The organism is Burkholderia puraquae, assembly GCF_002099195.1.
In the GTDB taxonomy this organism is placed as follows: domain Bacteria; phylum Pseudomonadota; class Gammaproteobacteria; order Burkholderiales; family Burkholderiaceae; genus Burkholderia; species Burkholderia puraquae.
Map to the genome: position 1 here is coordinate 130401 of NZ_NBYX01000006.1, position 26133 is coordinate 156533.

The 26133-nt window shown below is 68.2% G+C and carries 31 protein-coding genes; 14 read left to right on the forward strand and 17 right to left on the reverse strand.

The genetic code is table 11. The features are described 5' to 3' along the window. The first annotated feature begins 231 nt into the window (after window positions 1–231). A complete protein-coding gene (locus B7G54_RS14265) occupies window positions 232–576 on the forward strand; it encodes a cupin domain-containing protein (RefSeq protein WP_011351206.1) in 345 nt (114 codons plus the stop codon). Window positions 577–703: 127 nt separating this feature from the next. Here the strand turns inward: B7G54_RS14265 and B7G54_RS39330 are convergent, their stop codons facing one another. Then, window positions 704–1003, reverse strand: coding sequence for a hypothetical protein (locus B7G54_RS39330; RefSeq protein ID WP_175130509.1), 300 nt, complete (start codon window positions 1001–1003; stop codon window positions 704–706). A 95-nt stretch (window positions 1004–1098) separates the two neighbouring features. On the opposite strand from B7G54_RS39330, the gene B7G54_RS14270 reads away from it, so the two are divergent. Further along, a complete protein-coding gene (locus B7G54_RS14270; RefSeq protein WP_085039656.1) occupies window positions 1099–2259 on the forward strand; it encodes an enolase C-terminal domain-like protein in 1161 nt (386 codons plus the stop codon). On the opposite strand, the gene B7G54_RS14275 is transcribed toward B7G54_RS14270, so the two are convergent. From B7G54_RS14275 to B7G54_RS14285, 3 genes are all read right to left on the reverse strand, one after another. Next, the gene (locus tag B7G54_RS14275; RefSeq protein WP_085039657.1) at window positions 2245–2889 is read right to left on the reverse strand and encodes a LysE/ArgO family amino acid transporter; all 645 of its coding nucleotides are present in this window, start codon (window positions 2887–2889) and stop codon (window positions 2245–2247) included. The genes B7G54_RS14270 and B7G54_RS14275 overlap by 15 nt on opposite strands. A gap of 115 nt (window positions 2890–3004) precedes the next feature. After that, complete coding sequence (locus tag B7G54_RS14280; protein WP_085039658.1) at window positions 3005–3343, reverse strand: DMT family transporter; 339 nt, start codon at window positions 3341–3343, stop codon at window positions 3005–3007. 123 nt (window positions 3344–3466) lie between these two features. Next, window positions 3467–4393, reverse strand: coding sequence for a LysR substrate-binding domain-containing protein (locus tag B7G54_RS14285; protein WP_085039659.1), 927 nt, complete (start codon window positions 4391–4393; stop codon window positions 3467–3469). Window positions 4394–4563: 170 nt separating this feature from the next. Here B7G54_RS14285 and B7G54_RS14290 point away from each other — a divergent pair, with 170 nt between their 5' ends. The 3 genes from B7G54_RS14290 (at window position 4564) to scpB (ending at window position 7977) form a co-directional block, all read left to right on the forward strand. Further along, window positions 4564–5886: an MFS transporter gene (locus B7G54_RS14290; protein ID WP_085039660.1), complete on the forward strand. Its 1323-nt coding sequence runs from the start codon at window positions 4564–4566 to the stop codon at window positions 5884–5886. A gap of 61 nt (window positions 5887–5947) precedes the next feature. Continuing rightward, window positions 5948–7171 carry a CaiB/BaiF CoA transferase family protein gene (locus B7G54_RS14295; protein WP_085039661.1) on the forward strand — a complete coding sequence of 408 codons (1224 nt, stop codon included), beginning with the start codon at window positions 5948–5950 and terminating at the stop codon, window positions 7169–7171. Next, window positions 7168–7977: a methylmalonyl-CoA decarboxylase gene (gene scpB / locus B7G54_RS14300; protein ID WP_085039662.1), complete on the forward strand. Its 810-nt coding sequence runs from the start codon at window positions 7168–7170 to the stop codon at window positions 7975–7977. Before B7G54_RS14295 ends, scpB begins: the two co-directional genes overlap by 4 nt. A 32-nt stretch (window positions 7978–8009) precedes the next feature. Here scpB and B7G54_RS14305 read toward each other — a convergent pair whose 3' ends face one another. From B7G54_RS14305 to B7G54_RS14315, 3 genes are all read right to left on the reverse strand, one after another. Next, complete coding sequence (locus tag B7G54_RS14305; RefSeq protein ID WP_085039663.1) at window positions 8010–8552, reverse strand: chromate transporter; 543 nt, start codon at window positions 8550–8552, stop codon at window positions 8010–8012. Further along, window positions 8549–9160 (reverse strand): chromate transporter, encoded by a 612-nt coding sequence (locus B7G54_RS14310; RefSeq protein ID WP_085039664.1) that lies wholly within the window; start codon window positions 9158–9160, stop codon window positions 8549–8551. Before B7G54_RS14310 ends, B7G54_RS14305 begins: the two co-directional genes overlap by 4 nt. Window positions 9161–9292: 132 nt before the next feature. Further along, window positions 9293–10048, reverse strand: a complete 756-nt coding sequence (locus tag B7G54_RS14315) for a DeoR/GlpR family DNA-binding transcription regulator (protein ID WP_085039665.1) — start codon at window positions 10046–10048, stop codon at window positions 9293–9295. 81 nt (window positions 10049–10129) lie between these two features. Between B7G54_RS14315 and B7G54_RS14320 the strand changes: the two genes are divergently transcribed. The 5 genes from B7G54_RS14320 (at window position 10130) to B7G54_RS14340 (ending at window position 13118) form a co-directional block, all read left to right on the forward strand. Further along, window positions 10130–10729, forward strand: a complete 600-nt coding sequence (locus B7G54_RS14320; protein WP_085039666.1) for an NUDIX domain-containing protein — start codon at window positions 10130–10132, stop codon at window positions 10727–10729. After that, window positions 10726–11106 carry a TIR domain-containing protein gene (locus B7G54_RS14325; RefSeq protein WP_085039667.1) on the forward strand — a complete coding sequence of 127 codons (381 nt, stop codon included), beginning with the start codon at window positions 10726–10728 and terminating at the stop codon, window positions 11104–11106. The genes B7G54_RS14320 and B7G54_RS14325 overlap by 4 nt, the downstream gene beginning before the upstream one ends. Before the next feature lie 184 nt (window positions 11107–11290). Continuing rightward, window positions 11291–12163 (forward strand): SIR2 family NAD-dependent protein deacylase, encoded by an 873-nt coding sequence (locus B7G54_RS14330; RefSeq protein WP_085039668.1) that lies wholly within the window; start codon window positions 11291–11293, stop codon window positions 12161–12163. A 194-nt stretch (window positions 12164–12357) separates the two neighbouring features. Continuing rightward, window positions 12358–12744 carry a fluoride efflux transporter CrcB gene (gene crcB / locus B7G54_RS14335; protein ID WP_085039669.1) on the forward strand — a complete coding sequence of 129 codons (387 nt, stop codon included), beginning with the start codon at window positions 12358–12360 and terminating at the stop codon, window positions 12742–12744. 23 nt (window positions 12745–12767) lie between these two features. Then, complete coding sequence (locus tag B7G54_RS14340) at window positions 12768–13118, forward strand: DUF190 domain-containing protein (protein WP_085039830.1); 351 nt, start codon at window positions 12768–12770, stop codon at window positions 13116–13118. A gap of 12 nt (window positions 13119–13130) precedes the next feature. Here the strand turns inward: B7G54_RS14340 and B7G54_RS14345 are convergent, their stop codons facing one another. Together B7G54_RS14345 and B7G54_RS14350 are read right to left on the reverse strand one after the other, a co-directional pair. Then, window positions 13131–13694, reverse strand: coding sequence for a YggT family protein (locus B7G54_RS14345; protein ID WP_059448134.1), 564 nt, complete (start codon window positions 13692–13694; stop codon window positions 13131–13133). 72 nt (window positions 13695–13766) lie between these two features. Then, the gene (locus tag B7G54_RS14350; RefSeq protein WP_085039670.1) at window positions 13767–14696 is read right to left on the reverse strand and encodes a Rossmann-like and DUF2520 domain-containing protein; all 930 of its coding nucleotides are present in this window, start codon (window positions 14694–14696) and stop codon (window positions 13767–13769) included. Between the two features lie 516 nt (window positions 14697–15212). Here B7G54_RS14350 and B7G54_RS14360 point away from each other — a divergent pair. Next, on the forward strand, window positions 15213–15515 hold the full coding sequence (locus B7G54_RS14360; protein WP_021157078.1) for a hypothetical protein: 303 nt from the start codon (window positions 15213–15215) through the stop codon (window positions 15513–15515). Between the two features lie 123 nt (window positions 15516–15638). On the opposite strand, the gene B7G54_RS14365 is transcribed toward B7G54_RS14360, so the two are convergent. Together B7G54_RS14365 and B7G54_RS14370 are read right to left on the reverse strand one after the other, a co-directional pair. After that, window positions 15639–16307, reverse strand: a complete 669-nt coding sequence (locus tag B7G54_RS14365) for a LysE family translocator (protein ID WP_085039672.1) — start codon at window positions 16305–16307, stop codon at window positions 15639–15641. A 58-nt stretch (window positions 16308–16365) separates the two neighbouring features. Next, window positions 16366–17922 carry a UbiD family decarboxylase gene (locus tag B7G54_RS14370; protein WP_085039673.1) on the reverse strand — a complete coding sequence of 519 codons (1557 nt, stop codon included), beginning with the start codon at window positions 17920–17922 and terminating at the stop codon, window positions 16366–16368. Between the two features lie 596 nt (window positions 17923–18518). Here B7G54_RS14370 and B7G54_RS14375 point away from each other — a divergent pair. After that, window positions 18519–19631, forward strand: a complete 1113-nt coding sequence (locus B7G54_RS14375) for a lytic transglycosylase domain-containing protein (RefSeq protein ID WP_085039674.1) — start codon at window positions 18519–18521, stop codon at window positions 19629–19631. 114 nt (window positions 19632–19745) lie between these two features. On the opposite strand, the gene B7G54_RS14380 is transcribed toward B7G54_RS14375, so the two are convergent. From B7G54_RS14380 to B7G54_RS14400, 5 genes are all read right to left on the reverse strand, one after another. After that, window positions 19746–20942, reverse strand: coding sequence for a pyridoxal phosphate-dependent aminotransferase (locus B7G54_RS14380; protein WP_085039675.1), 1197 nt, complete (start codon window positions 20940–20942; stop codon window positions 19746–19748). Window positions 20943–21015: 73 nt separating this feature from the next. Then, window positions 21016–21453: a transcription antitermination factor NusB gene (nusB, locus tag B7G54_RS14385; RefSeq protein WP_021157083.1), complete on the reverse strand. Its 438-nt coding sequence runs from the start codon at window positions 21451–21453 to the stop codon at window positions 21016–21018. Then, window positions 21450–21968: a 6,7-dimethyl-8-ribityllumazine synthase gene (gene ribH, locus B7G54_RS14390; protein ID WP_011351235.1), complete on the reverse strand. Its 519-nt coding sequence runs from the start codon at window positions 21966–21968 to the stop codon at window positions 21450–21452. The genes nusB and ribH overlap by 4 nt, the downstream gene beginning before the upstream one ends. Window positions 21969–22021: 53 nt before the next feature. Continuing rightward, window positions 22022–23164: a bifunctional 3,4-dihydroxy-2-butanone-4-phosphate synthase/GTP cyclohydrolase II gene (gene ribBA / locus B7G54_RS14395; RefSeq protein ID WP_085039676.1), complete on the reverse strand. Its 1143-nt coding sequence runs from the start codon at window positions 23162–23164 to the stop codon at window positions 22022–22024. A gap of 178 nt (window positions 23165–23342) precedes the next feature. Next, the gene (locus B7G54_RS14400) at window positions 23343–23861 is read right to left on the reverse strand and encodes a DUF1993 domain-containing protein (protein ID WP_085039677.1); all 519 of its coding nucleotides are present in this window, start codon (window positions 23859–23861) and stop codon (window positions 23343–23345) included. A gap of 275 nt (window positions 23862–24136) precedes the next feature. On the opposite strand from B7G54_RS14400, the gene B7G54_RS14405 reads away from it, so the two are divergent. Both B7G54_RS14405 and B7G54_RS14410 read left to right on the forward strand, forming a co-directional pair. Then, a complete protein-coding gene (locus B7G54_RS14405) occupies window positions 24137–24739 on the forward strand; it encodes an O-methyltransferase (RefSeq protein ID WP_085039831.1) in 603 nt (200 codons plus the stop codon). Continuing rightward, the gene (locus tag B7G54_RS14410; RefSeq protein WP_085039678.1) at window positions 24736–25419 is read left to right on the forward strand and encodes a GntR family transcriptional regulator; all 684 of its coding nucleotides are present in this window, start codon (window positions 24736–24738) and stop codon (window positions 25417–25419) included. The genes B7G54_RS14405 and B7G54_RS14410 overlap by 4 nt, the downstream gene beginning before the upstream one ends. A gap of 72 nt (window positions 25420–25491) precedes the next feature. Here B7G54_RS14410 and B7G54_RS14415 read toward each other — a convergent pair whose 3' ends face one another. Continuing rightward, window positions 25492–26121, reverse strand: a complete 630-nt coding sequence (locus B7G54_RS14415) for a riboflavin synthase (RefSeq protein ID WP_085039679.1) — start codon at window positions 26119–26121, stop codon at window positions 25492–25494. Window positions 26122–26133: the final 12 nt, after the last annotated feature.

The following is a 26133-nucleotide window of genomic DNA, read 5'->3' on the forward strand; positions in this document are numbered from 1 at the left end:
TCATGAAGTGCCTGATGACCTGTTTCCTGCCCCTCCGTCTCCATGAGTGCCTCCGTCCGTTGTTCATGGGATAGGGGCGTGTCCGATCCCATACGTGACCTCGGGCGGCGTGCCCGCGCGCAAACCGGTGTCGAAAATAGACGAGTCCGCGTCGGAAGCATACAAGTCCCCACCACGCTTTCGAACTAACGTGACAGGCCTCTCTTACACGATCGTTAGTCTGGAGCCGACATGTCCGATTTCATCACCGTTCTGCGCAAAACCTGCCCGACCCCGGTCCTCGATGCGACCAAGTGGAAGCGCATCGGCGGCGATCCGCACACCGTGAACCTGAACGCCTACGTCTCGAAGGACGGCAGCAAGATCATGGGCACCTGGATCTGCACGCCGGGCAAGTTCGAGGTGAACTACGAGAAATGGGAGTACTGCCACTTCCTCGACGGCTACTGCATCATCACGCCGGAAGGCGAGGAGGCGGTGCACCTGAAAGCCGGCGACGTGTTCGTGATCGAACCCGGCATGAAAGGGACGTGGGAAGTGGTGGAAACGGTGCGCAAGTACTTCGTGTTCGCCTGAGCGAGTTGTTCGGTTCGGCCTGCGCAAAAGGCGCCGGTCGTTCCGACGCATTGAGCCGCCCCCTTCAGTCGATACCCGCAAGCCAGGATGGCAGCCGGGATGACCGGCGAGAGATGCCGGCTCAATCTCAATAGAACTCGTTCCGGTTCGGAAACAGCTCGCCGAGCCTGGTCGCACGCCCGACCGGTTCCGTCATCCTGCCAATCGCGCCCGCGATCCACAGCATCGTGACATGGCGTTGTTTCAGGCCGTCGCCAGGCCCGTATGACGACCATTCATGTCGTTCTCCTCCCTGTTGACAGTGTCTGGTTTGTTGTTCATCGACCTGCGCGTTGCAGGCAGCGATCGCGTTCGTATGCCGATGCGGCGCTGCGCGATTCGGACGCCGCTGCTCGGGTCGCATGACGATCGCGAGCCTGCAGGACATCGCGCGAGCGCCTATGATGCAGCGGTCCGCCCGTCGCGCCGGCCGCCATGCGTGCAGCACCTGCGAACCCCGACCGTTTTCCCGGAACCCCGACCATGCGCATCACCGCGATCCACGAACAAGCGATTCCCGTGTCCCGCTATGGCGATCCGGCGATCCCGTCCGGTGGCCTGACGACGAGCGTTGTCGCGGTCGTCACCGACGTCGTGCGCGACGGCCGCCCGGTGACGGGCTACGGCTACGCGTCGATCGGCCGCTTCGCGCAGGGCGGCCTGATCCGTGAACGATTCGCACCGCGCCTGCTGGCCGCGGCCGACATGCTCGCGGACGAAGCCGGCACGAACCTCGATCCGTTCCGCGCGTGGCGCGCGATGATGGCCGGCGAAAAGCCCGGCGGACACGGCGAACGATGCGTCGCAGTCGGCACGCTCGACATGGCGATCTGGGACGCAGCCGCGAAGATCGCCGGCCTGCCGCTTCATCGCTTTCTCGCCGACCGGCTTGACCGCACCGCGGCGCCACGCGTGCGCGTCTATGCAGGCGGCGGCTACCGTTATCCGCATGACGATCTCGCGCGTCTGTCGGACGAGCTGCGCCGCATCGTCGATCTCGGCTACACGCACGCGAAGATCAAGATCGGCGGCGCGGATCTCGATCAGGATCGCAGGCGCATCGAAGCGGCCGCCACGCAATTGGCGGACAGTTCGCATCTCGCGGTCGATGCGATGAACACGTACGGCGCGACGACCGTTGACGCTGCCGCCGCGATGCTCACGCCGTTCGATCTCTGGTGGTTCGAGGACATCTGCGATCCGCTCGACCTGCCGCTCCAGGCGGATCTCGCCACGCGCTACGCATTGCCGATCGCGGCCGGCGAAGCGTTGTTCTCGCTCGCGGAAGCGAAGCTGCTCGACCGCTACGGCGGCCTGCGTCCCGATCGCGACGTGCTGGTGTTCGACCCGGTGCATTGCTACGGGCTGCCGGGCTATCTGCAGATCGTCGAATACTTCGCATCGCGCGGCTGGCGGCGCGACGCGTTCTGGCCGCATGGCGGCCACCTGTTCTCGCTGCACGTCGTCGCGGCGCTCGGGCTCTGCGGTGCGGAAGTCAGCCCGTTCGCGTTCCATCCGTTCAGCGGGCTCGCCGACGGCGAAACCGTCGACGCGGGATACGCACGCGTGCCGCAGGCACCGGGTATCGGCTTCGAGATGCATGCCGGTGCGCGCGACGTGTTTCGCACGCTATCGAGCCGCTGACGCCTGAAGCGCGTCGATCGCGAAACGTGCCGCGAAGCCGAGCATCATCACCGCGACGAAGCAGTCGAGCATGCGCCACGCGAGCGTACGGGCGAACCACGCGCGGCACGCGCGTGCGCCATACGCGAGCATCAGGAACCAGGCGAGCGAAGCGGCCATCGCGCCGATCGCAAACGGTGTGCGCGCGGCGGGCGTGTGGCTCACGATCACGGTGCCGAGCAGCAGCACGGTATCGATCCACGCGTACGGATTGAGCAGCGAGACGGCGGCGGTCGCGAGCACCGTGCGCGAGAGCGTGGGCTCACTACCCGAGTGTGGGCCATCGACGTGCCCTGGCTGTCGCCGCCGGATCGCCGAGTGCAGCGCGAGCAGGCCATAGCCGGCGAGATACGCGATGCCGGCCCACAGCGCGGCCGACACTACGCCGGGATGTCGCGACAGCAACGACGACAACCCGTGCGCGCCCAGCGCGATCAGCAGCGCGTCGCTGCCTGCGCAGACGAGGGCGATGGAAAGCAGATGGGGGCTCGAGATCGAGCGCTTGATGACGAACGCGTCCTTGGGGCCGACGGACGTGAACAGTCCGGCGCCAAGCAGCAGGCCTTCGATGAAGGCAGAGGTGTCGAGCACGAGCGGGCCGACAACCTCTTAAGCTGAACCGGTGATGGTTGCGATGGAAGCAACGTTAAGGGGCGCCGGGGGGCGTTGTCAATGCTCAATGCCCCGCCGGACGCGTGCGCACCGATCATCGCGCCGCCTCGCCGAGGTTGAGCGCGACGAGCGCACAGACGGTCAGCGCGATGCCGGCGAGCTTCAGCGACGACACCGATTCGTCGAAGCAGACGATGCCGATCACGGCTGTGGCCGCGGTGCTGGCGGCGGCCCAGCTTGCATACGCGAGCCCCATTTCGAGCCGCTTGGTCGCGAGCGCCATCAGCCAGACAGCACACGCGTAACAGACGACGGTGAGCGTGGAGGGGAGCGGGCGGGAAAAGCCGGCGGAGTATTTCAGGCCGACGGAGCCGAGCACTTCGGCGAGGACACTGACGCCCAGCAGAAGCCAGGCAGACTGGAGCGGGGACACGGGCAGCCTCCTTCGTCCGACGCTTATACCGAGCGGCGAGGAGAAGTGGGGGTGTCAGCGGTACCCAGGATGAACGGAGCTTAGTACGCGTGGCGGCGCAGCACAAGGCACGCGGCGCGCTCGTCATGCACCGGCCTGCCCGGCCGCCCACTCGAGCCGTTGCCCGAGCGTGTCGAACAACCGGACGATTTCGGCTTTCACCTTCTGCACCGCGTTGCTGACGAGCGCGGTGTCGTGCCAGCACAGTGACAGGTCGCGCGCGAACAGCCGGTGCGCGACTGTCGACAGCTTGAGCTTGCGTTCCTCGATCTCGACGTGCGCGGCCGTCCACGGCAGGATCGTCACGCCGAGCTGCGCCATCACGGCCGCGAACAGCAGCCCGGTCGAGCTCGCCTCGAAACTGATCTCGTACGACAGTCCGGCCTCGCGCATCGCCCAGTCGACACGGTTGCGGATCGTGTTCGGCGCGCTCGGCAGCACGAGCGGCATCCGCGCGATCGCGTCGAGCGGCACGGGATCGTCCGGTACCTGGAACCCGGGCCACCTGATCAGGTACAGCGTTTCCGTCAGCAGCCGATGGATCGCGATGCCGCGCGAGTCGACCGCGTCGACGACGATCGCGAGATCGAGCCGCGCACGTTCGAGCAGCGTGTCGAGGTCGGCGCTCGGCGCCTCGATCAGTTCCAGCATGATGCCGGGAAACCGATCGCGCACCGCGCGGGCGAGCGGAATGGCCAGCACGCGCGCGGTGCTCGACGGCATCCCGACCGTCACGCGGCCCTGCGGCGTGTCGGCGTCGCGGCGCAGCAGTTCGCGCGTGCCGTCGGCCTGGCGCAGCAGTTCGAGCGCGTGTTGGTATAGCGTGCGGCCGGCAGCAGTCGGCGCAACGCCACGCACGCTCCGTTCGAGCAGCTGCATCCCGAGATCCTGCTCGAGATTGCGCATCTGCTGGCTCACCGCCGGCTGTGCGACGTGCAGCGCCTCGCTCGCATGCGTGACGTTGCCGCATTCGACGACCTTCACGAAATAGCGCAACTGTCTCAAGTCCATCGCCGCCGCCTCCCGATTCAAGCCATAAGCCAATCCGATCGAGCAAGATGAATATCATATTTTTCTGTGATCGATGGGGTTTCTATACTCGTCTCACAAAAGAGCCAGCCTGCCGGCCATCCCGGACCGGACGAGGCAAAAGCGCCGGCACCGCCGGCAAGGAGACGAAGATGTTCAAGGCGATCGACGCGCCGGCGGCCGGCGCGAAGCCGCGGCGCACGCCGCTCACGCGCGAGCAGGTCAAGGGCTTCTGGGCCGTGTATGCGGGCTGGGTACTCGACGGCGTGGATTCGGTGATCTACGCGCTCGTGCTGATTCCCGCACTGACCGAACTGCTGCCGGCGTCCGGCATCGCGGCGACGCCCGCGAACCTCGGGATGTACGGCTCGATCCTGTTCGCGCTGTTCCTGATCGGCTGGGGGCTGTCGTTCGTCTGGGGGCCGCTCGCCGACCGCTTCGGCCGCGTCCGTACGCTCGCCGCGAGCATCCTGATCTATTCGGTGTTCACCGGCGCGGCCGCGTTCGTGCACGACGTGTGGGCGCTGGCCGCGTGCCGGCTGATCGCCGGGATCGGCGTCGGCGGCGAATGGGCGCTCGCGGGCACCTACGTGGCCGAGAGCTGGCCGGAAGACCGCCGCAAGATGGGCGCCGGCTACCTGCAGACGGGCTACTACTTCGGCTTCTTCATCGCGGCGTGCCTGAACTACACGATCGGCGCGACCTACGGCTGGCGCGCGATGTTCCTGTGCGGCCTCGCGCCTGCGTTGCTCGCGGTGTTCACCGTGATGCGCGTGAAGGAGCCCGGCCAGTGGCGCCGGCATGACGCACGCGACGGCGACGTGGCCGACGCGCGGCGCGCGCATCCGCTGCGCGAGATCTTCGCGCCGGCCTTCCTGCGCCGCACGCTGACGAGCGCGAGCCTCGTCGGCGTCGCGATCGTCGGGCTGTGGGCCGGCTCCGTGTACGAGGCGAGCGCGGTCAGCACGCTGGCGGCGCGTGCGGGCATCGACCACATCGGCGCGATGCGGCTCGCGTCGATCGGCGCGGCGATCCTGTCGTGCGCGACGATCGCCGGCTGCCTGGTGGCACCGTGGCTCTCCGAACGGCTCGGCCGGCGCACGGCGCTCGGCGTGTATTTCGCGGGCATGGCCGGGTCGATCGTGTTCGCGTTCGGCTGGGCGTTCTACCAGCCGAACGGGCTTGCGGCATTCATGGTGTCGCTCGCGTTCCTCGGTTTCTTCGGCGGCAATTTCGCGATCTTCTCGCTGTGGCTGCCCGAGCAGTACCCGACGCGCGTGCGTGCCACCGCGTTCGCGTTCAATGCGTCGGTCGGCCGCTTCATCGGCGCAGGCGTGAACTTCCTGCTCGGCGCGGCGATTCACGGCTACGGATCGCTCGGCGTGCCGGTCGCATGGACCGCGGCCGTGTTCGGGCTCGGCATCCTGATCCTGCCGTTCGCGGTCGAAACGCGCCACCAGACGCTGCCCGAATGAGCGGCACGCCGCGATCGTTCGAAAGCCAGCTACACCCAGTCATCAATATCAGGAGTCCGGAATGCAGGCATTACAAGGAATCAGGGTCGTCGATCTGAGCCGCGCGCTGTCGGGGCCGTTCTGCTCGATGGTGCTCGCCGATCTCGGCGCCGACGTGATCAAGGTCGAGTCGGGGCCGCACGGCGACATGAGCCGCGCATGGGGGCCGTTCGATCGCGGCGTGAGCACGTACTACCTGTCCTGCAACCGCAACAAGCGCGGCATCTGCGTGGATTTCCGGCAACCGGCCGGCCTCGATGTCGTGCGGCGGCTGATCGCGCAGGCCGACGTCGTGATCGAGAATTTCAAGGCGGGCACGATGGACGCGATGGGGCTCGGCTATGCCGCACTGAGCGCACGCGATCCGCGGCTCGTGATGGGCAGCGTCACCGCATTCGGCCCGCGCGGCCCGTTGCGCGACTGGCCGGGCTTCGACCAGATCGCGCAGGGTTACGCGGGGCTCATGAGCCTCACCGGTTTTCCCGACGGCGAGCCGACCCGCACGGGCACCGCGATCGGCGATCTCAGCTCGGGGATGTGGGTCGCGACCGGCGTGACGGCCGCGCTGTTCGAGCGCGAGCGCACCGGGCGCGGGCAGCATGTCGGCACGTCGCTGCTCGAGAGCCTCGTTTCGCTGCTGAGCGTGCACGGGCAACGCTACCTGAGCCTCGGCGACGTGCCGCGCCGCACCGGCAATGCGCATGCGGTGATCGCCCCGTACGGCGTGTTCGAGACGGCCGACGGGCCGCTCAACCTCGCGCCGATCACGACCGACATGTGGCTGCGGCTGTGCCAGTTGCTGGATCTGCCCGAGCTGCCGAACGATCCGCGCTTCGCGACCAACGACGCACGCGTCGCGCACCGCGACGAACTGAAAGCGTTGCTCGAAGGCCGCTTGCGCACGCGCGGCAAGCGCGAATGGACGCAGCGTTTCGTCGACGCCGGGCTGCCGGCCGGGCCGATCAACACGCTCGACGAAGTGTTCGACGATCCGCAGCTCGCGCATTGCGGGCTGGTCGAGCCGGTTGCGCATCCGACGCTCGGCGCGCTGCGCCAGGTCGTCACGCCGCTCGGCGGGATGGGTGACGAGGTGCCGGCGCCGCGCACGCGCCATGCGCCGCCGCTGCTCGGCGAGCATACCGTCGACGTGCTGCGCGAAGCGGGCTACGGCGACGACGCGATCGACGCGCTGCTGGCCGGGCGCGCGATTTTCCAGGCGGAAGCGGTGGCGGAGGCCGTGCAATGAGCGACACGACGAAACTCGAAGGGGCGTCGAACGTGACGGTCGACATGATCGGCGAGCGGATCGCGCGCGTGCGGTTCGCGAATCCGGCGCGACGGCATGCGCTCGACGCGCCGTTGCTCGATGCGCTCGTCGCACGCCTCGATGCGCTGGCCGAACACCGTCCTCCACCGGTCGTGATCCTGTCGAACGACGGCAGCGGCGACGTGTGGAGCGCGGGGCACGACCTGCGTGAACTGGCCGACGATCGCGATCCGCTCGCGTACGGCAAGCCGCTCGAACGGGCGCTGCGGCGCGTGCGGACCTACCCGGGCGCGGTGATCGCGGCGGTATCGGGTTCGGCGTGGGGCGGGGCGGTCGATCTCGTGATGAGCTGCGACCTGGTGGTCGCGGCGCGCGACGCGCGTTTCGCGATGACGCCCGCGAACATCGGCCTGCCGTATTCGACGAGCGGCCTGCTGCGCTTCTACGACAACTTGCCGATCCACGTGCTGAAGGAGATGTTCTTCTGCGCGCAGCCGCTCGATGCGGAGCGTGCTGCGCATCACGGGCTCGTGAACCGGCTGGCCGACGCGGGCGGTGTCGACGATGCGGCGCTCGACGTCGCGCGCACGATCGCTGCGAAGGCGCCGCTCGCGGTGCACGCGGTGAAGGAGCAGTTGCGCGTGCTGCAGGACGCGCGGCCGTTGCCGGCCGACGCGTTCGAACGGATTGCCGAGCTGCGCCGGCACGCGTGCGAAGGCGCGGACTTCGACGAAGGGCTGCGCGCGTTTGCGGAACGCCGTGCACCGCAGTTTCGCGGCGTCTAGGTGTACCGGCCGCACTGCGACGGCAGCATGCGCTACACGCCGCCGAGCGCGTGCATGCCGACGAGCAGCAACGCGCCGATCGCGATCAGCAGCAGCGCATGGACGCGCGTGTAGATCACGCACAGCGTCGATGCAACCGCGATCGCGCGCGCGGCCCAGCCGCCGTCGAGCGCCTGCAGCAGCACCCACACCGACGCGAGGATCATGCCGGCCGCGACCGGGCGCAGGCCGGCTTCCAGTGCGACCTGCCAGCGCGCACCCTGATGGCGTCTCCACAGGTGCGCGACGCCGTAGATCAGGAACGCGGTCGGGCCGAACAGCGCGAGCGTCGCGATCACTGCGCCCCAGAAGCCGGCGACCTGCCAGCCGATCAGCGTCGCCAGCAGCGAGCCGGGGCCCGGCGCCATCCGCGCGATCGCGAAGTCGTTCACGAATTGCGTCGCGGTCATCCAGTGATGCACGTCGACCACCTGCCGCTGGATGTCGGCGATGATCGCCTGTCCACCGCCGATCGTCGCGATCGACAGCGGCGCGAACACGCCGAACAGCGCGGCGTAGCGGGCCGACGCGGTCATCGTGCGTCGCTCCCGGCCGGGGTGGCGGCCGCGCGGCGGTATTCGAGCGCGACGCTCAGCGTGCCGCCGATCAGCACGGTCCACACGAGCGGCCAGTGCAGCACCGCAACCGACACGAAGGTGAGCGTCATCACCGCGAACGGCAGCACGCGGCGCGGCAGCCGGCGCACGGCGGTGATCGCCATCGAGATCGACAGTCCAATCGCCGCGGCCGCTGCGCCGGCGAGCGCGACATGCGTGAGCGGGAAGCGCGTGAGGGTCGAGAACGCGATGCCGAACAGCACGATCAGCACGGCCGGCGGCGCGATGATGCCGGTGAAGCCGGCCACCGCGCCGCGCCATCCGGCGAGCCGGTAGCCGATCCAGATCGCGAGGTTCTTCACGTTGACGCCCGGCAATGCCTGCGACAGCGCGAGGCCGTTGAGGAACGCTTCTTCGTCGAGCCAGCGCCGCTCGTACACGAAGTCGCGCATCATCCGCCCGCTGAGCCCGCCGCCGAAGCTGGTCAGGCCGATCTGCGAGAACGCGACGAACAGCGCGAGGATGCCGGGCGGCGGCGCATCGTCCGCGGGCGGTGCCGGTGACGTCGTGGCGGAGGGTGGGGGCATCGGGTGGGCGGCGCGTGGCGATCGGGTGATCGCCCATGTTAGCAAGCGCTGCCTGTCAGCACGCTGACATCGGCTCGGCGCCGGCGTGACGGCAGTCCGCGATCGATTCGACGCGTACGGGCCAGCGATGTGTCAGGCGCGCACGACCGTTACGCCCGCCGCCTCGATCGGCTCCGTGAGCGCGGTGTCGGTTTCCTGCTCGACGACGATCGTTTGCGCCAGCGTGAGTTCGCCGATCACGAACTGCGACGCCGCGCGCAGCTTCGACTGCGACGCGAGCACGACCGTCTCGGCCGCGCGCCCGGCCAGCGCGCGCTTGATCGCCGCTTCCTCGAAATCGCCGGTGCTGAGTCCCGCGACCGGATGGACGCCCGTGACGCCCATGAAGTACAGGTCCGCGTGGATGCGCGCAATGCCCTCCATCGCGGCCGCGCCGACGGCGACGATCGAATGCTTGTAGAGCCGCCCGCCGATCAGGATCACGTCGATCGACGGATGCGCGGCGAGCGCGACTGCGACACTCGGGCTGTGCGTGACGATCGTCGCGCGCAGGTCGGCCGGCAACTGGCTGACGAGCAGCGCCGAGGTGGTGCCGCCGTCGACGATCGCCACCTGCCCGGGCGCGATCATTTCCGCGGCCCGCCGCGCGATGCGCCGCTTTTCCGCCGACTCGAGCGCCTCGCGCTGCGCGAAGGGGGCAACGGCCGGCGACGCCGGCAGCGCGCCGCCGTGCACGCGCTGCAGCAGGCCCTCGGCGGCGAGCTCGCGCAGGTCGCGGCGCACGGTATCTTCGGATACGCCGAATTGCGCGCTCAGTTCGACCGCCAGCACCTGGCCATCGCGCGCGAGTGCGTCGAGGATCGCTTTCTTGCGTTGTGTCGTCAGCATCGTGTTTGCACGAATTTTCTTGAAGTTGCACGAATATGCACGTTACCATGGGCGCCGTCTTTTGTCGAACCGGAGGCTGGGATGGCTGCAACGCGGGACCGTGTCCGCATCGTCGATACGACGGTGCTGTCCGATGACTGGTATGTGCTGAAGAAGGTGACGTTCGATTTCCTGCGCCGCGACGGAACGTGGCAGCGCCTGAGCCGCGAGACCTACGATCGCGGCAATGGCGCGACCATCCTGCTGCGCAATGCCGATACGGGCGACGTGCTGCTGACGCGGCAGTTCCGGATGCCGGCGTTCGTCAGCGGGCACGACGGCATGCTGCTCGAGGCCGCCGCCGGCCTGCTCGACGACGCGACGCCTGAAGCACGCATCCGCGCGGAGGCCGAGGAGGAGACCGGCTATCGCGTGCGCGGCGTGCGCAAGGTGTTCGAGGCATTCATGAGCCCGGGCTCGGTGACGGAGAAGCTGCATTTCTTCGTCGGCGAATACGATGCGTCGCTGCGCACCGGCGACGGCGGCGGTGTCGCGGAAGAGGGCGAGGATCTCGAGGTCGTCGAGATGCCGCTGCAGGCGGCGCTGGACGCGGTCGAGCGCGGCGAGATCGTCGACGCGAAGACGATCATGCTGCTCCAGTACGTCGCGCTGCGGGAAACCGCCGGCGCGCGCACGGCATGACGCCGCTGCTCGTGCTGGTCGCCGGCCCCTATCGCAGCGGCACGGACGGCGACCCCGCGCGCATCGCCGCGAACCTGCACCGGCTGGAGGAGGCGGCGCTCGCCGTGTATCGCCGCGGGCACGTGCCGATGATCGGCGAGTGGGTGTCGCTGCCGCTCGCCGTCGCGGCCGGGTCGCGACAGGTCGGCGACGCAATCAGCGAGGCGTTCCTGTATCCGGCCGCGCACCGGCTGCTGCGCCGCTGCGATGCGGTATGGCGGATCGACGGCGCGTCGCGCGGGGCCGACGCGGACGTCGACCTTGCGCGGCAGCTCGGCAAGCCGGTCTATTTCGCGGTCGACGAGATTCCGGTCGCGCAGGACGATTCGGATAGCTGAGCAGGCGGGGAGCCGCCTGACCGCGGCGGCGCCGGCCGCGCACTGCATCGGCCGGCCGCCTGCATCGCCCGCGGCTGGACGAGCGTCGCGTCACGCCGTTGCATCGCGCACGCCGCGCCATACGCGAACCGGCGTATGATCGCGACGCCACTCGCGCACCGCTCGACGCTACAGGCGCCCCATCATGCCGTTTTCCGATTCCGCTGATTCCGCTGCTGCTGCCGCCACCGCCCAACTGCCCGCCGATCTCGTCGCCTCCGCCGTTGCCGCGCTCGCACGTGCCGACGCATTGCTCGTGACGGCCGGCGCCGGTATCGGCGTCGATTCCGGGCTGCCCGATTTTCGCGGCACGGACGGCTTCTGGCGCGCGTATCCGGCGCTGCGCCACGAGCGTTTCGAATTCCACGAGATCGCGTCTCCGCATGCGTTCCGTGCACGCGCGCAGCTCGCGTGGGGCTTCTACGGGCATCGTCTCGCGCTCTACCGTGCGACGGTGCCGCATGCGGGCTTCGCGATCCTGCGCCGCTGGATCGACGCGATGCCGAACGGCGGCTTCGTGCTGACGAGCAACGTCGACGGCCAGTTCCAGAAAGCCGGCTTCGATCCGGCGCGGATCGTCGAGATCCACGGTTCGATCCACGCAATGCAGTGCTTGCGCCCCTGTTCGGACGATACGTGGGATGCGGCGCCGTTCGCGCCGGACGTCGACGAAGCGACGTGCCGCCTCGTCGGCGACATGCCGCGCTGCCCGCACTGCGGCGGCCTTGCGCGGCCGAACATCCTGATGTTCGGCGACACCGGCTGGCTCGGCGCGCGCTACGACGCGCAGGAACGTGCGCTGGAAGACTGGATCGCGCGGGCCGGGCGGGTCGTCGTGGTCGAGATCGGTGCGGGCACGGCGATCCCGACCGTGCGCCTGCTGAGCGAACGGCTCGGTGCCGACGTGATCCGCATCAACGCGCGCGAAGCGCATGCGCGCCGCGCGGACGTGATCGGCCTGAAGGGCGGCGCGCTGGCGACGCTGAGCGCACTCGACGCAGCCTGGCCACGCGCGTGAGCCTGCGGGCGGGCGAGACGATTCGAACGGGCGGGCAGTCTGCCGGTTGTCGCCGTTGCGGGTGGGCGGCGAATCCGCATACAGTTCAGCGTGTGCCGCCCGCGCACGCGCCGCGCGCGGGCGGGAGCGCACATTGCCCCGGGCAACCGGGGGCCGGCGGCTGAATCCAGCTGCCTTATCGACCGGGAGCGCCCTTGTTCTATTCGATCGTCGCGATCTTCGTCGGCGCCGGGCTCGGCGCGTTGCTGCGCTGGTTCCTGAGCCTCGCGCTCAACGCATTCTTTCCCGCCGTGCCGCTCGGCACGCTCGCCGCGAACCTGATCGGCGGCTACGTGATCGGCATCGCCGCCGTCGTGTTCACGACCCGCGTCGGGCTGCCGCCCGAGTGGCGGCTGTTCGTGATCACGGGCTTTCTCGGCGGCCTCACGACGTTCTCGACCTATTCGGTCGAAGTGATGACGCATGCGCTGCAGGGCGAATTGGGATGGGCGTTTGCGGTGGCTGCCCTACACTTGACTGGATCGTTCGCGCTGACGGCGCTCGGCATGTGGACCGCGCGCGCGTGGCTCGCGGCGGCCTGAGCGTGCCGCCATCGGAGGAAGCGATGGACAGGATCTTCTTGCGCTTTTATGTGCACGAGCAGCACCGGTTGCACTGGAAGCCGCTGTGGGAATGGCTGCTGGAGGAGGCGAACCGGATGGGCGTCGCGGGCGGTTCCGCGTTTCGCGCGATGGCCGGTTTCGGCCAGCATCGCGTGCTGCACGAGGACCGCTTCTTCGAACTGCAGGGGTCGCTCGCGATCGAGATCGAATTCATCGTCACCGAGGACGAGGCGCAGCGCTTGCTCGACCGGCTGTCGCACGAGAAGGTGCGGGTGTGCTACGCGATGATGCCGGCGCGCTTCGGCGTGATCGACACGCTAGGTGCACCGCCGGCGCAAGGGCCGGCGGCGTAGGGTACGACGGCGTCAGATGCCGAACATCGTCAGCGACACGGCGGCGCGCGTGACGATCATCAGCAGCACCTGCACGATCACGAACAGCAGGATCGGCGACAGGTCGATGCCGCCGAGGTTCGGGATGACGCGGCGCAGCGGGTTCAGGAACGGCGCGGTGAGCTGGTAGAGGATCGGCATTGCCGGCGAGCGCGGGTTGAGCCACGACAGCAGCGCCATCAGGATCGTCATCCAGATCACGAGATTGAGTGCCCACTTCACGACGGTGAGCAGCGCGACCACGACGAGCGTCGCGATCACCGAGGCCGGGTCGAAGCCGGCCATCACGACCATCAGCACGACGTAGACGAGCGCGGTGAGCAGCGCGGCGACGACGCTGGCCCAGTCGATGCCGCGCACGCCCGCGATCACGCGGCGCAGCGGCAGCACGAGCCAGTTGGTCGCCTGCAGCACGGCCTGCGTGACGGGGTTGTACGGCGGCACGCGGACGGCCTGCATCCAGACGCGCAGGATCAGCGCGGCGCCGAACAGCGTGAAGACGGTATTGAGCAGAAAACGGGCGATCTCGCCGAACATCGTTGGCATCCTCTTTTAGTCAGTAGCGTGCGGCCGCCAACGCCGGATGGCGGCGCATCGGCCGACACCTTATCACGCCTTGTCACGCGACGGGGAGGGGTGCGCGGCCGTGCGCGCGAGCGACGTTTCGACGGCTTCGGCGAGCGCCGGCAACGATGCCGGCGGTACGGCGCGCTGCGCCGCGAGCGCGACCGCGCGGCGGGTCAGCAGCGCATACAGCGTCGCATGATCGCCGCCGCGCGTTTCAAGCAGTGCCAACTGGCGTTCGACGATACCCGTATCGCCACGCGACACGGGGCCGGAGAGCGCGTTCGCGAGCCCCTTGTCGCGCGCGGTCTCGATCGTGCCGGCCAGCATCGGCAGCAGCGCGCGCAGCGCGGCTTGCTCGTCGAAACCGAGGCCGCGCCACAGCTCGACCGCTTCCGCCAGCCCGCACAGCGCGAAGCTCGCCGCGTAGTGCGCGGCCGCGTGATAGAGCATCCGGCCGCCGGCCGGAATCGACAGCGGATGGCAGCCGAGTGCGGCAGCAAGTCGCATCAGCGTCGCATGCAACGCGCCGTCGGCTTCGATCGTGACCGAGCAGCCGTCGATGCGGGCGAGGTCGGCGTCGGTGCCGCCGAACAGGTAGAGCGGATGGAAGCCGCCGGTGGCCGCGCCTTGCCGTTTCGCCGGATCGAGCAGTGCGACCGCCGACGCGCCGCTGCAGTGAACGACGGCCTGCTGCGCCGCGCGCGAAGTATCGAAGTGCAGCGCCGCGGCGGTCGACGCGAGATGGTCGTCGGGCACCGTCAGGAAGATCAGGTCGGCGGTGTCGGCGACCTGCTGCGGCGTGTCGACCGCCTGGCAGCCGTCGATGCGCGCGGCGAGCGCCGCGGCCGACGCGGGCGTGCGGCTCGCGATCGCGACGACCGGAAAGCCGGCCTGTGCGAAGCGCTGCGCGACGCAGCGCGCGAGACGGCCGGCGCCGATGAAGCCGAGGCGGGGTGTGTCGGGGAGGGACATGGCAGCGGGCGTAAGCGAAAACGAAGCAACCGCCAGTATCGCAGGAATGACGGCGGGGCCGCGAAAGGACAATTTCCGCGCGAACACGTGCGTGGCTGACCGGTACGCGCACGATATCGACGCGTGTACCGGCACCCGGCGTCACGGTCGATTCACGATTCTGGAATCCGACCCCGACACATATCGCACCCGTATCCCGCTTGAAATGTCGGCATCTTGTCTCAAATTTGTAATCGTTCATTACGGTTGCGTGCCCGCTGCGCGCGCCGCATCCGGTAAGACTGACCGGCCATGATGTTGCGACCCGACTCGTCGGACGGAATGGTGCGGCCCGCAAGGGGCGCCGCGGGTGCTGCAAGTCACCCCGCACGGCGGCTCCGGCCGCGTGCAATTGCAATTTGCAACAAATGCAGGACACGCGCGGGGCGGGTTTTCGCTACATTGCTTGCATGCGACGTGCATGCCCGCCGTTGCCGACAGGAGCGCATAAAATACCGCTCCAGCAGGAGAATCGAAGTGAAAAAGCTCATTCCGTTCATCGCCGCCGCCGCGCTGGGCCTGGGTGCCGCAAGCGCCGCGCAGGCTCACGTGTCGATCGGGGTCGGCATCGGTATCCCGGTCGCACCCGCGTACCCCGTCTATGCACCGCCGCCGCCCGTGTATTACGCGCCGCCGCCTCCGCCCGTCTATTACGCGCCGGCACCGGCCTACTATGCGCCGCCGCCCGCCGTGGTCGTCGGCGGCTACGGTGGCTACTACGGCCGTCCGTACTGGCGTCACGGATACGGCGGCTGGGGCCATCACGGCTGGCGTCGCTGATTCGTCCCGCGCGGCCTGACCGCGCGTGGCAAAACGGCGCACCGTCCTGAGAGGGGCGCTGCGCCGTTTTTCTTTGGGGCCGCCGCCAAACCGCGGCGCGCGGCCCGTGCAGGCCGGCTTCGATTACACCGCGTGCACGATCAGGTCGCGGTAGCCACCGACGATCACGCTGTACGAGAAATACGCGAACAGCATTGCCGACGCGACGTGACACGCACGCATCAGCCCGGCGCCCGCGCGCTTGCGGCCCTGGCTTGCGAGCGTGCACATGAAGAGCGTCCACGCGAGGCCGCCGAGGAAAAACCCCGACAGGAACACCGACGCGGTGACCGGTGTGGTCGCGCCGGCTTTCGCGATCAGCGCGCCGCCGACCGCCGCGAACCACAGGATCGCGCTCGGCGACGACATCGCGAGCAGCATCCCGCGCAGGAAACTGCGCCGCGCGCTTGCACGTGGCTGCGGCGTGTCCTCGGCATCGTTGCCGGGTGCCTTGGCTGGCGCGAGCGCTTCGCGCGCCATCTTCCACGTGAGGAACAGCAGCACGGCGCCGCCGCCGATCCACACGATCCAGCGCACCGGCTCGAACTGCAGCAGCACGGCCATTCCCGCAAGCGCGAGCGCCGCATAGACGAGATCGCCGACGCACGAGCCGATGCCGAGCCAGAAGCCCGGCCGGAAGCCGTGCGACAGCGTCAGCGACAGCATCGCGACGTTCACGAGGCCGATGTCGAGGCACAGCGACAGCGACAGAAAGAAGCCGTCGGACAGCATGGAGGCGGGCGGAAAGGTCATCTTCGTTGGTCTTGTGGCGATGGCACGCCATGGGCCGGCGGGCGCCGGCCGCATGGTGTCAGAGTCCGATCTCCTGCCAGAGCCGGTCGACGCGCGCCTTGACGGCCGCATCCATCTCGATCGGGCGGCCCCATTCGCGGCTGGTCTCGCCGGGCCACTTGTTGGTCGCGTCGAGCCCCATCTTCGAACCGAGGCCGGCGACCGGCGACGCGAAGTCGAGATAGTCGATCGGCGTGCTGTCGACCATCACGGTGTCGCGCACGGGGTCGACGCGCGTCGTGATCGCCCAGATCACTTCCTTCCAGTCGCGGATGTTCACGTCTTCGTCGACGACCACGATGAACTTCGTATACATGAACTGCCGCAGGAAGCTCCACACGCCGAACATCACGCGCTTCGCGTGGCCCGCGTAGCTCTTCTTCATCTGGACGATGGCCATCCGGTAGCTGCAGCCTTCGGGCGGCAGGTAGAAGTCGGTGATCTCGGTGAACTGCTTCTGCAGCAGCGGCACGAACACCTCGTTGAGCGCGACGCCGAGCACCGCGGGCTCGTCGGGCGGCTTGCCCGTGTAGGTCGAATGGTAGATCGCGTCGCGGCGCATCGTGATGCGCTCGACGGTGAACACCGGAAACCACTCCTGCTCGTTGTAATAGCCGGTGTGGTCGCCGTACGGGCCTTCGAGCGCGTGCTCGTATGCGGCGGACGCATTGCCGGCCGGGCGCGGCGGTGCGCCGGCCGGAGCGGGGGCGGGGGAGCCTTCCTGCGGATAAATGAAGCCTTCGAGCACGATTTCCGCGCGCGCGGGCACCTGCAACGTGTCGACGCCGGGCGTCAGGCACTTCGCGAGCTCCGTGCGGCTGCCGCGCAGCAGGCCGGCGAACTGGTACTCGGACAGCGAATCGGGCACGGGTGTCACCGCGCCGAGCGTCGTGGCCGGATCGGCGCCGAGCACGACCGCGACCGGATACGGCTTGCCGGGGTTCTGCAGCGCGAATTCGCGGAAGTCGAGTGCGCCGCCGCGATGCGCGAGCCAGCGCATGATCAGCTTGTTGCGGCCGATCAACTGCTGGCGGTAGATCCCGAGGTTCTGGCGCGACTTGTTCGGCCCGCGCGTGACCGTCAGGCCCCACGTGACGAGCGGCCCCGCATCGCCGGGCCAGCAGGTCTGGATCGGCAGCCTGTTCAGGTCGACGTCGGCGCCTTCCCAGACGATTTCCTGGCACGGCGGCGACGACACCGACTTCGGCGCCATGTCCCACACGGCCTTCGCGAGCGACAGCAGCTTGCCGGCATCCTTCAGGCTCTTCGGCGGATCGGGTTCCTTCAGCGCGGACAGCAGGCGCCCGAGATCGCGCAGCGAGCCGAGCGCGGCGTCGTCACCCGCATCGACGCCCATCCCGAGTGCGACGCGGCGCGGCGTGCCGAACAGGTTGCCGAGCACCGGGAAGTCGTAGCCGGTCGGCGTGTTGAACAGCAGCGCAGGGCCGCCGGCGCGCAGCACGCGGTCGCACAGCTCGGTCATTTCGAGCACGGGCGACACGGGCTGCGTGACGCGCCGCAGTTCGCCGAGCGCCTCGAGGCGCTGGATGAAATCGCGTAAGTCTTTGTATTTCATGAAGATGGTCCGGGCCACCCGCGTGGCGGGCAGCGATGGGCGGGCGCAGCGGCCGGCTGCGGCCCCGAATCGACCGACGATTTTACCTGCGCCGCCGCATGCCCGCCCGGCGGAGAAAAAAGTCGACCGCGCGCAAACCCCCTACGGCACGGGGCCTGCGATCTGAAGAGCGGTTTTAAATTACTTTTTGTTATGATTTCAGTGTTTTATAGTGTTGACGATCTATAAAACCCTGCTAGAATCCGCTCACATTGGCTGCAGGGTAAAAGGCTTCGAGCCGCCAATCACCGATCTTTGACGCAGCGCGTCACCGTCCGCCGAATCCTGCACGGCGTATCCGACGGCCTTAGTCGTAGTCTCAGCCAGCGCTATCAAACGCTGGTTTTTTGCGTGGGTGCCACCGCGTATGCCCGCCTCGCCCAATGTGCGAAGGCGCCGGCCCTCTTACACCGTGGCCTCGAACGGTACTTATACCGTTTCCCCGATGCTTGCACGCCCCAACCAAAGCGTGCGGCGTTGTGATTCCGCGGCGCGTTACCTGTCTCGCCATCGAGCTGAGCGAGCCGCACGAGTCATGTTCATGGGAGATGATCTGAATGAACGCTTGGTTATCGTGGCGTCCTAGTGAGCAGCATGCGCAGTTCGTGCGCAGCATGCTGCGTCGCGGGACGCGTGTCAGTCACCATTTATTCAGCGTTGTCGGCTGTCTCGCTGTCGCAGTTGCGCTCGCACTGTGGCTGCTGCCAACCGTTCGCGGCACGCTCGCCGCGAAGCTGATGCCGGTCGTATCCGCGGCCGTGCAAGCCGGGCCGGCCCGTCTGCTGACCGGCCATCCGCTGCCGAACTTCGCGCCTGCCGGCGCGCAGCCGCAGCAGGAAGACAGCCCCGAAACGGACGCGCTTGCGGTCGGCCTCGACGTCGCACCGGAAGCCGCCGCGCAGGGCGACGCGTCCGATCCGGCTCGCAACGGCCCGTCGCCCGTCGCGCTTGCCAAACTGATCCCGACCCAGCGCGTGGCGGCCGATGCGCGGGACGACCGTGCGCTCGCATCGAATCGCGAGCAGGCGCTCGTCGCGACCTACCTGTCGCGCCGTTACCGCGTCGCGCAGGAGCCGCTCGGCCAGCTCGTCAAGGCTGCATTCCAGACCGGCCGTGACGTCGGTCTCGATCCGCTGCTGCTGCTGTCCGTGATGGCGATCGAGTCGGGCTTCAACCCGTACGCCGAAAGCGGCGTCGGCGCGAAGGGCCTGATGCAGGTCATGTCGAAGGTGCATTCCGACAAGTTCGAGTATTTCGGCGGCACCGACACCGCACTGCAGCCGCTCGCGAACCTCCAGGTCGGCGCGCTCGTGCTGAAGGACTGCATTGCACGTGGCGGTTCGCTCGCGAACGGCCTGCGCATGTACAACGGTTCGACGAATCCCGATGACAACGGCTACGGCTCGAAGGTGATGGCCGAGCGTGGTCGCCTGCGTGACGTTGCGCGTGGCCGCAGCGTGCCCGTCAATGCGCCGCAGGCGCCGGCGAAGCCGATCGTCACGGCCGCTGCCGTGACGGCAGCAGCAGGCGGTGCGAAGCGCGTACATGCGACGCTCGAAACCTCGACGTCGGCGAAGTCGACGGCATCGAAGGAAGCCGCGTCGCAGGACGACGCGAGCGTCGATACCGCGAAGCAGTCGCACACCGACCATTCGGAGCTTGGCGCGTAACGTGCGGCGGTAACGTACCGGATGGCTCAGGCCGGCAGGAAATGAAAAAGGCACCCGATCCGGGTGCCTTTTCTTTTTTGCGGTGCGCGGAATGGCCGCCGCGCCGGCCGCGTGTCAGCGTTGCCCGAACAGCGTCGCGAGCCGGTCGACCGCTTCTTCGAGCCGTGGGTAGGCCGTCGCATAGGACAGGCGGATATAGTCACGCGGCGCATGGACACCGAAGTCCATGCCGGGCACCAGCACGACGCCCGCGTCGTGCAGCATCGCCGTCGTAAGCGCGGCGCTGTCGCCGGCCGCCGGGTGGGCGACGCCGCCGCAGTGCGCATAGACATAGAACGCGCCGTCCGGCATCACGGGCACCGTGAAGCCGAGCCGTTCGAGCGCGGGTGCGATGAAGTCGCGGCGGCGCTTGAATTCGAGCCGGCGTGCTTCATAGATGTCGAGCGCGGCCGGCTCGAAGCACGCGAGCGCCGCGTGCTGCGCGAGCGCGGACGGGCAGATGAACAGATTCTGCGCCAGCTTCTCGAACGTGCCGACCAGCGTGGGCGGCACGACCAGCCAGCCGAGCCGCCAGCCCGTCATGCTGAAATACTTGGAGAAGCTGTTCACGGTGACGACGTCGTCGCCGAACGACAGCGCCGACACGGGCGCCGCGTCGTAGCTGAGCCCCTGGTAGATCTCGTCGACGATCGTGAAACCGCCGCGTGCGCGCACGGCTTCGACGATTCGTTTCAGCTCGTCCGGTTCGAGCGACGTGCCGGTCGGGTTCGACGGCGATGCGAGCAGTACGCCGCGTGTGCGCTCGCTCCAGCGCGTGCGGACGTCGTCCTCGGTGAGCTGGAAGCGCGCGTCCGGGCCGCTCGGCACGAGCACCGCGCGGCCTTCGGCCGCCGCGACGAAGTGCCGGTTGCACGGATACGACGGATCGGGCATCAGCACCTCGTCGTCACGCCCGACAAGCGCGAGGCACGCGAGCAGCAGCGCGGCCGACGCGCCTGCCGTCACGACGATCCGTTCCGGACTGATCGTGAGGCCGTAGGCGCGCGCGTAGTGTGCGGCGATCGCCTCGCGCAGCGGCGCGATGCCGAGCGCGCTCGTATATTGCGTGACGCCGCGACGCAGCGCGGCCGCGGCCGCTTCGACGACCGGCTCCGGCGCAGTGAAATCCGGCTCGCCGATGCCCATGTGGATAACATCGCGCCCGGAGGACTCGAGACGCTGTGCCTCCTTCATCAGTTCCATCACGTAGAAGGGCTGGATCGCGTCGACGCGTGCGGCGAGCTTGACGAGCGAATCGGTGGCGGTATTCATCGGGCGGGCAGGGCGAGGGAGGCGGGGCAAAAGAAAAAACGGGCGCATGTGCGCCCGTTCCGGACAAACGGTATCAGCCGTTGCGGCGCGCCTGCGTTTCGGCGGGGCGCAGCTTCGCGGCGAGCTTGTCGAGCACGCCGTTCACGTACTTGTAGCCGTCGGAGCCGCCGAACGTCTTCGCGAGTTCGACTGCTTCGTTGATGATCACGCGGTACGGCGTTTCGACGTGGTGCGTGAGCTCGAACGTCGCGATCAGCAGCACCGCGCGTTCGACCGGCGACAACTGGTCGATCGGGCGGTCGAGCGACGGCGTCAGCGCTTCGACGAGCGTGGCGTGCTCGCGGATCACGCCGTGCAGGATCGCGTCGAGCAGCTCCTTGTCAGCCTTGTCGTAACCGAGCGCGCCGCGCAGTTGCGCGTCGATCTCGCCGGAGGACGCGTTCGACAGCAGCCACTGGTAGAGGCCTTGCGTCGCCAGCTCGCGCGATTGTCGGCGGGCGCTCTTCTTCATGCCCGCTCCTCTTCGTCGTCTTCGTCTTCTTCTTCGTCCTCGTCGTCATCGCCGAGCTGGTCGAGTGCCATCGTCAGGTTGGCCATCTCGACGGCGACGCGTGCGGCGTCACGACCCTTTTCGGTCATGCGCGCGACGGCCTGCTCGTCGTTTTCGGTCGTCAGGACCGCGTTCGCGATCGGCAGGTTGAAGTCGAGGCCGATGCGGGTGATGCCCGCGCCGCTCTCGTTCGACACGAGTTCGAAGTGGTAGGTCTCGCCGCGGATCACCGCGCCGAGCGCGATCAGTGCGTCGAACTGGCCGCTTTCTGCGAGCTTCTGCAGCGCGAGCGGGATTTCCAGCGCGCCGGGCACCGATACGAGCAGCACGTCTTCACCGGTGACGCCGAGGCGTTCCAGTTCCTCGACGCACGCGTCGGCGAGGCCGTTGCACACGGGCTCGTTGAAGCGCGATTGCACGATACCGATACGCAGGCCGTCGCCTTCGAGATTCGGTTGGTATTGTCCGATTTCCATGATCTTGTCCGTGGTGTGGATGAACGGTTATAGGGCGAAAGCGCCGTGGCGGGTTACGCGTTGGACGCCGGGCAGGACTTGGCTTCGCCGCCGGGCATCGGAATGAAGCCCGTGACTTCGAGGCCGTAGCCGGACATGCTGCCCAGCTTGCGCGGATTCGACAGCACCTGCATCTTGCTGACGCCGACATCGTGCAGGATCTGCGCGCCGATGCCGAACGTCTTGAAATCAACCGGCCGGCGCTTGAGCGCAGCGGCCTTTTCTTCCTCGTCGAACGCCTTGAAGACGTCGATCAGGTGTTCCTTCGTGTCGCCGCAGTTGAGCAGGACGATCACGCCGAGGTCGCGCTCCGCGATCTCGCGCATCGCGGCGTCGAGCGTCCACGAGTGCGTCGACACGCCCGTCTCGAGCAGGTCGAGCACCGACAGCGGCTCGTGCACGCGCACCGGCGTATCGACGTCGGGCGACGGCGCACCGCGCACCAGCGCGATGTGCGGCGAGCCGCTCGGCTGGTCGCGGTACAGCACCGCGCGGAACGTGCCGTGCGCGGTTTGCATCGTACGCTCGGCGATCCGCTCGATGATCGATTCGGTGCGGCTGCGGTACTGGATCAGGTCGGCGATCGTGCCGATCTTCAGGTTGTGTTCCTGCGCGAATTCGATCAGGTCGGGCAGGCGCGCCATCGTGCCGTCGTCCTTGATGATCTCGCAGATCACCGCGGCCGGCGTGAGGCCCGCGAGCGCGGTGAAGTCGCAACCGGCCTCGGTGTGGCCCGCACGCACGAGCACGCCGCCCGGCTGCGCCATGATCGGGAATACGTGGCCCGGCTGCACGATGTGCTCGGGGCGCACGTCGTGCGCGACCGCCGTGGCGATCGTGTGCGCACGGTCGGCGGCCGAGATGCCGGTCGTCACGCCTTCGGCCGCTTCGATGCTGACCGTGAACGCGGTGCCGTACTGCGTGCCGTTGCGGTAGGTCATCAGCGGCAGGTGCAGCTGCTTGCAGCGTTCCTGCGTCAATGTCAGGCAAACCAGGCCGCGGCCGTACTTGGCCATGAAGTTGATCGCTTCCGGCGTGACGAATTCGGCGGCGATCACGAGGTCGCCCTCGTTTTCGCGGTCTTCTTCGTCGACCAGGATCACCATCCGGCCGGCTTTCAGCTCGGCGATGATGTCGAGCGTGGAGGCGAGCGTCATAAGGGGGCGAGAAAGAGGAAAGTGCGTATTTTACGCCAGCCGGACGGCGTTTCGGCTGGCATGGGCCACGCGCGGCCGGCAAGCGCTCCGGAAAGCGCTGCGACCGGCCTGCGCGGCAGGCCTGGCAAGGCCGCCGCGCGTTGCCAGCACGCGGGTGCGGGCCGTGGCGGGCCGGGCGTCAGGCGTGCTGGTCGCGCCCGCCCAGGTAGTCGAGCTTGCCGAGCTCGACGCCGCTGTGGCGAAGGATGTCGTACGCGGTCGTCACATGGAAGAAGAAGTTGGGCAGCACGAAATTCAGCAGGTACGACTGGCCGGTGAACTCGATCGGGCCGACGCGCATCTTCAGCACGATCTGGCGCGCCTCGCTGCCGTCGATCTGCGCGGCGTCGAAGCTTTTCAGGTAGTCGATCGTCTTCTGGATGCGTGCGTGCAGTTCGTCGAAGGTCTGCTCGACGTCCGGGTAGCTCGGGATCTCGACATCGGCGAGCCGTGCGGCGCAGCCCTTGGCCGTGTCGGTCGCGATGTAGACCTGGCGGACGAGCGGCAGCATGTCCGGGTACAGGCGGGCGCCGACGAACACCGACGGATCGATCTGCTTTTCGGCCGCATGCGCCTGCGCCTTGCCGAGGATGTGCTGGAGGTTGGTCAGGCCACGGATCAGCACGGGCAGCGAAGCCTGGTACATCGAGATGGACATGGGAACGACTCCTTGAGGAGGAAGAGGGCGGCCGGTATGCGGCACGTCGTGCGTTGCGGCGTTGAAACCGCTGTCGACGCATCTTAGCGCGGCGGCATGACCCGTGCGCGTCGTTGGCCATTCGGCCGGGTGCCGGGTGAGCGACTGGCCGATGGAGGCGATGCAGTCGTCCCGATTGCGCCGGAATGGCGGGCGTCGCCGGCACCACGCGTCGATCCGCAAAAAAGTCGTATCATGAAACACGAAACACGAAATATGAAGAAGCGGAGATCTCGATGATCGAACTCGATAGCGCCGCGTTGGCCGTCGTTGCCCGGCTGGCGGCCTTCGGCCAGGAAAACGATGCGCGGATGGACGACCGCAGCCGCAAGATGCTCAACCTCGAGCCGCCCACGGCCGAACTGCTGTACCTGCTCGTCACCGGCGCGCGTCGCCGGCGCGTGCTCGAGATCGGCACGTCCAACGGCTACAGCGCGGTCTGGCTCGCCCACGCGCTGCGCGAAACGGACGGGCAGCCGCTCGTTACCGTCGAGTACTCGCCCGACAAGGCCGGGCAGGCGAGGGCCAACCTGCGTGCGGCGTCGCTGCAGGATTGGGCGCAGGTGATCGAAGGCGATGCGACGCAGGTCTGCGCGGCCGTAACGGGCCCGTTCGACTGCGTATTCTTCGATGCCGACCGCGTGAGCGCGCCGCAGCAGCTCGCGCACCTGTTGCCGAAGCTGACGGCCGACGCGCTGCTCGTCGCGGACAACGCGCTGTCCCATCCGGACGAGATCGCCGGCTATCTCGCCGCGGTCGACGCGACGCGGCAGTTCGACACGACGATCGTGCCGGTCGGCAAGGGGCTCCACATCGCACGCCGCCGGCGGGTCGCATGACGCGGGCCACGCTCGAGCGCTCGACTCTGGGGCGCGACGCGTATGGGGCGATCCGCGAGATGCTGGTCGACGAGGCGCGCTTCGCGGCGGGCGAGAAGATCAGCATCGAAGCGCTGTCGCGCGATCTCGGCATCAGCCGCTCGCCCGTGTGGGCGGCGGTCTCGCGCCTGGAGGCCGAGGGGCTGCTGCAGGTCGTGCCGCGGCAGGGCGTGTTCGTCATCGCGTTCGACCGCGCGCGAATCGTGGCCATCTTCGAGGCGCGGGAAGCGCTCGAAGGGATGGCCGCGCGCCTGGCGGCGCAGCGCATGACGCCCGACGATCACGCGGCGCTGGATGAAGCGTTGACGCGGCAGGCAAATGCGGTCGACAGGCGCGACGGCGATGCATACCGCATCGCCAACCTCGACTTTCACCACGGGCTGCTCGCTACCGCGCGCAACGCGACGATCGAGGCGTCGCTCAGGGCGCTGTATGCGCAGGTGCAGACGATGTGTTCGGGCAGCGCGAGTCCGATGGACGACTGGGCACGGCTCAGCGGGAATGTCGCCGAACACCGGCAGGTGTTCGCCATGATCGCGAAGCACGATGCGGAGGGTGCCGAGCGCGCGGCGCGCGAGCATGTGCGGCAGTTGCTCGGGACGATCCTGGCGCGCGCGGGAGCGGAGGAGGCGGATGCTTGATCGCCCGCGGGCGACGGCGCGAAGGATGGGGAAAGGCGGCGGCCGGCCGGGCTACGGGGGCCGCCCGTACGATCAGTCCTGATGCACGCCCTGCGACGTCGACAGCATCCGCTCGACGTAGCGCGCAATCATGTCGACTTCGAGATTGACCTTGTCGCCGGCCTTCACGTGGCGCAGCGTCGTGACCTCGACCGTATGCGGAATCAGGTTGATCGAGAATTCGCAGCCGTCCGCGCGATCGTCGATCGTGTTGACGGTCAGGCTCACGCCGTTGACCGTGATCGATCCCTTGTATGCGAGATAGCAGCCGAGCTCGCGCGGCGCGACGATGCGAAGCTCGTGCGACTCGCCGACCGGCGCGAAGCGCGACACGGTGCCGAGGCCGTCCACATGACCCGACACGATGTGCCCGCCGAGGCGGTCGTGCGCGCGCAACGCCTTCTCGAGGTTCACGTCGCCGGGTTCCGCGAGGCCGACCGTGCGGTTCAGGCTTTCGCGCGACACGTCGACGTCGAACGATGAATCGGTCTTCTCGATCACCGTCATGCACGCGCCCTGGATCGCGATGCTGTCGCCCAGCGCCACATCGGTGAGATCGAGCCCGCCGACCAGCACGGTGAGGCGCACGCCGGCATCGGCCGACGCGCCGAGCGGCTGGATCGATCCGATACGGCCGACGGCCGCGACAATTCCGGTAAACATCGTGACGATCCC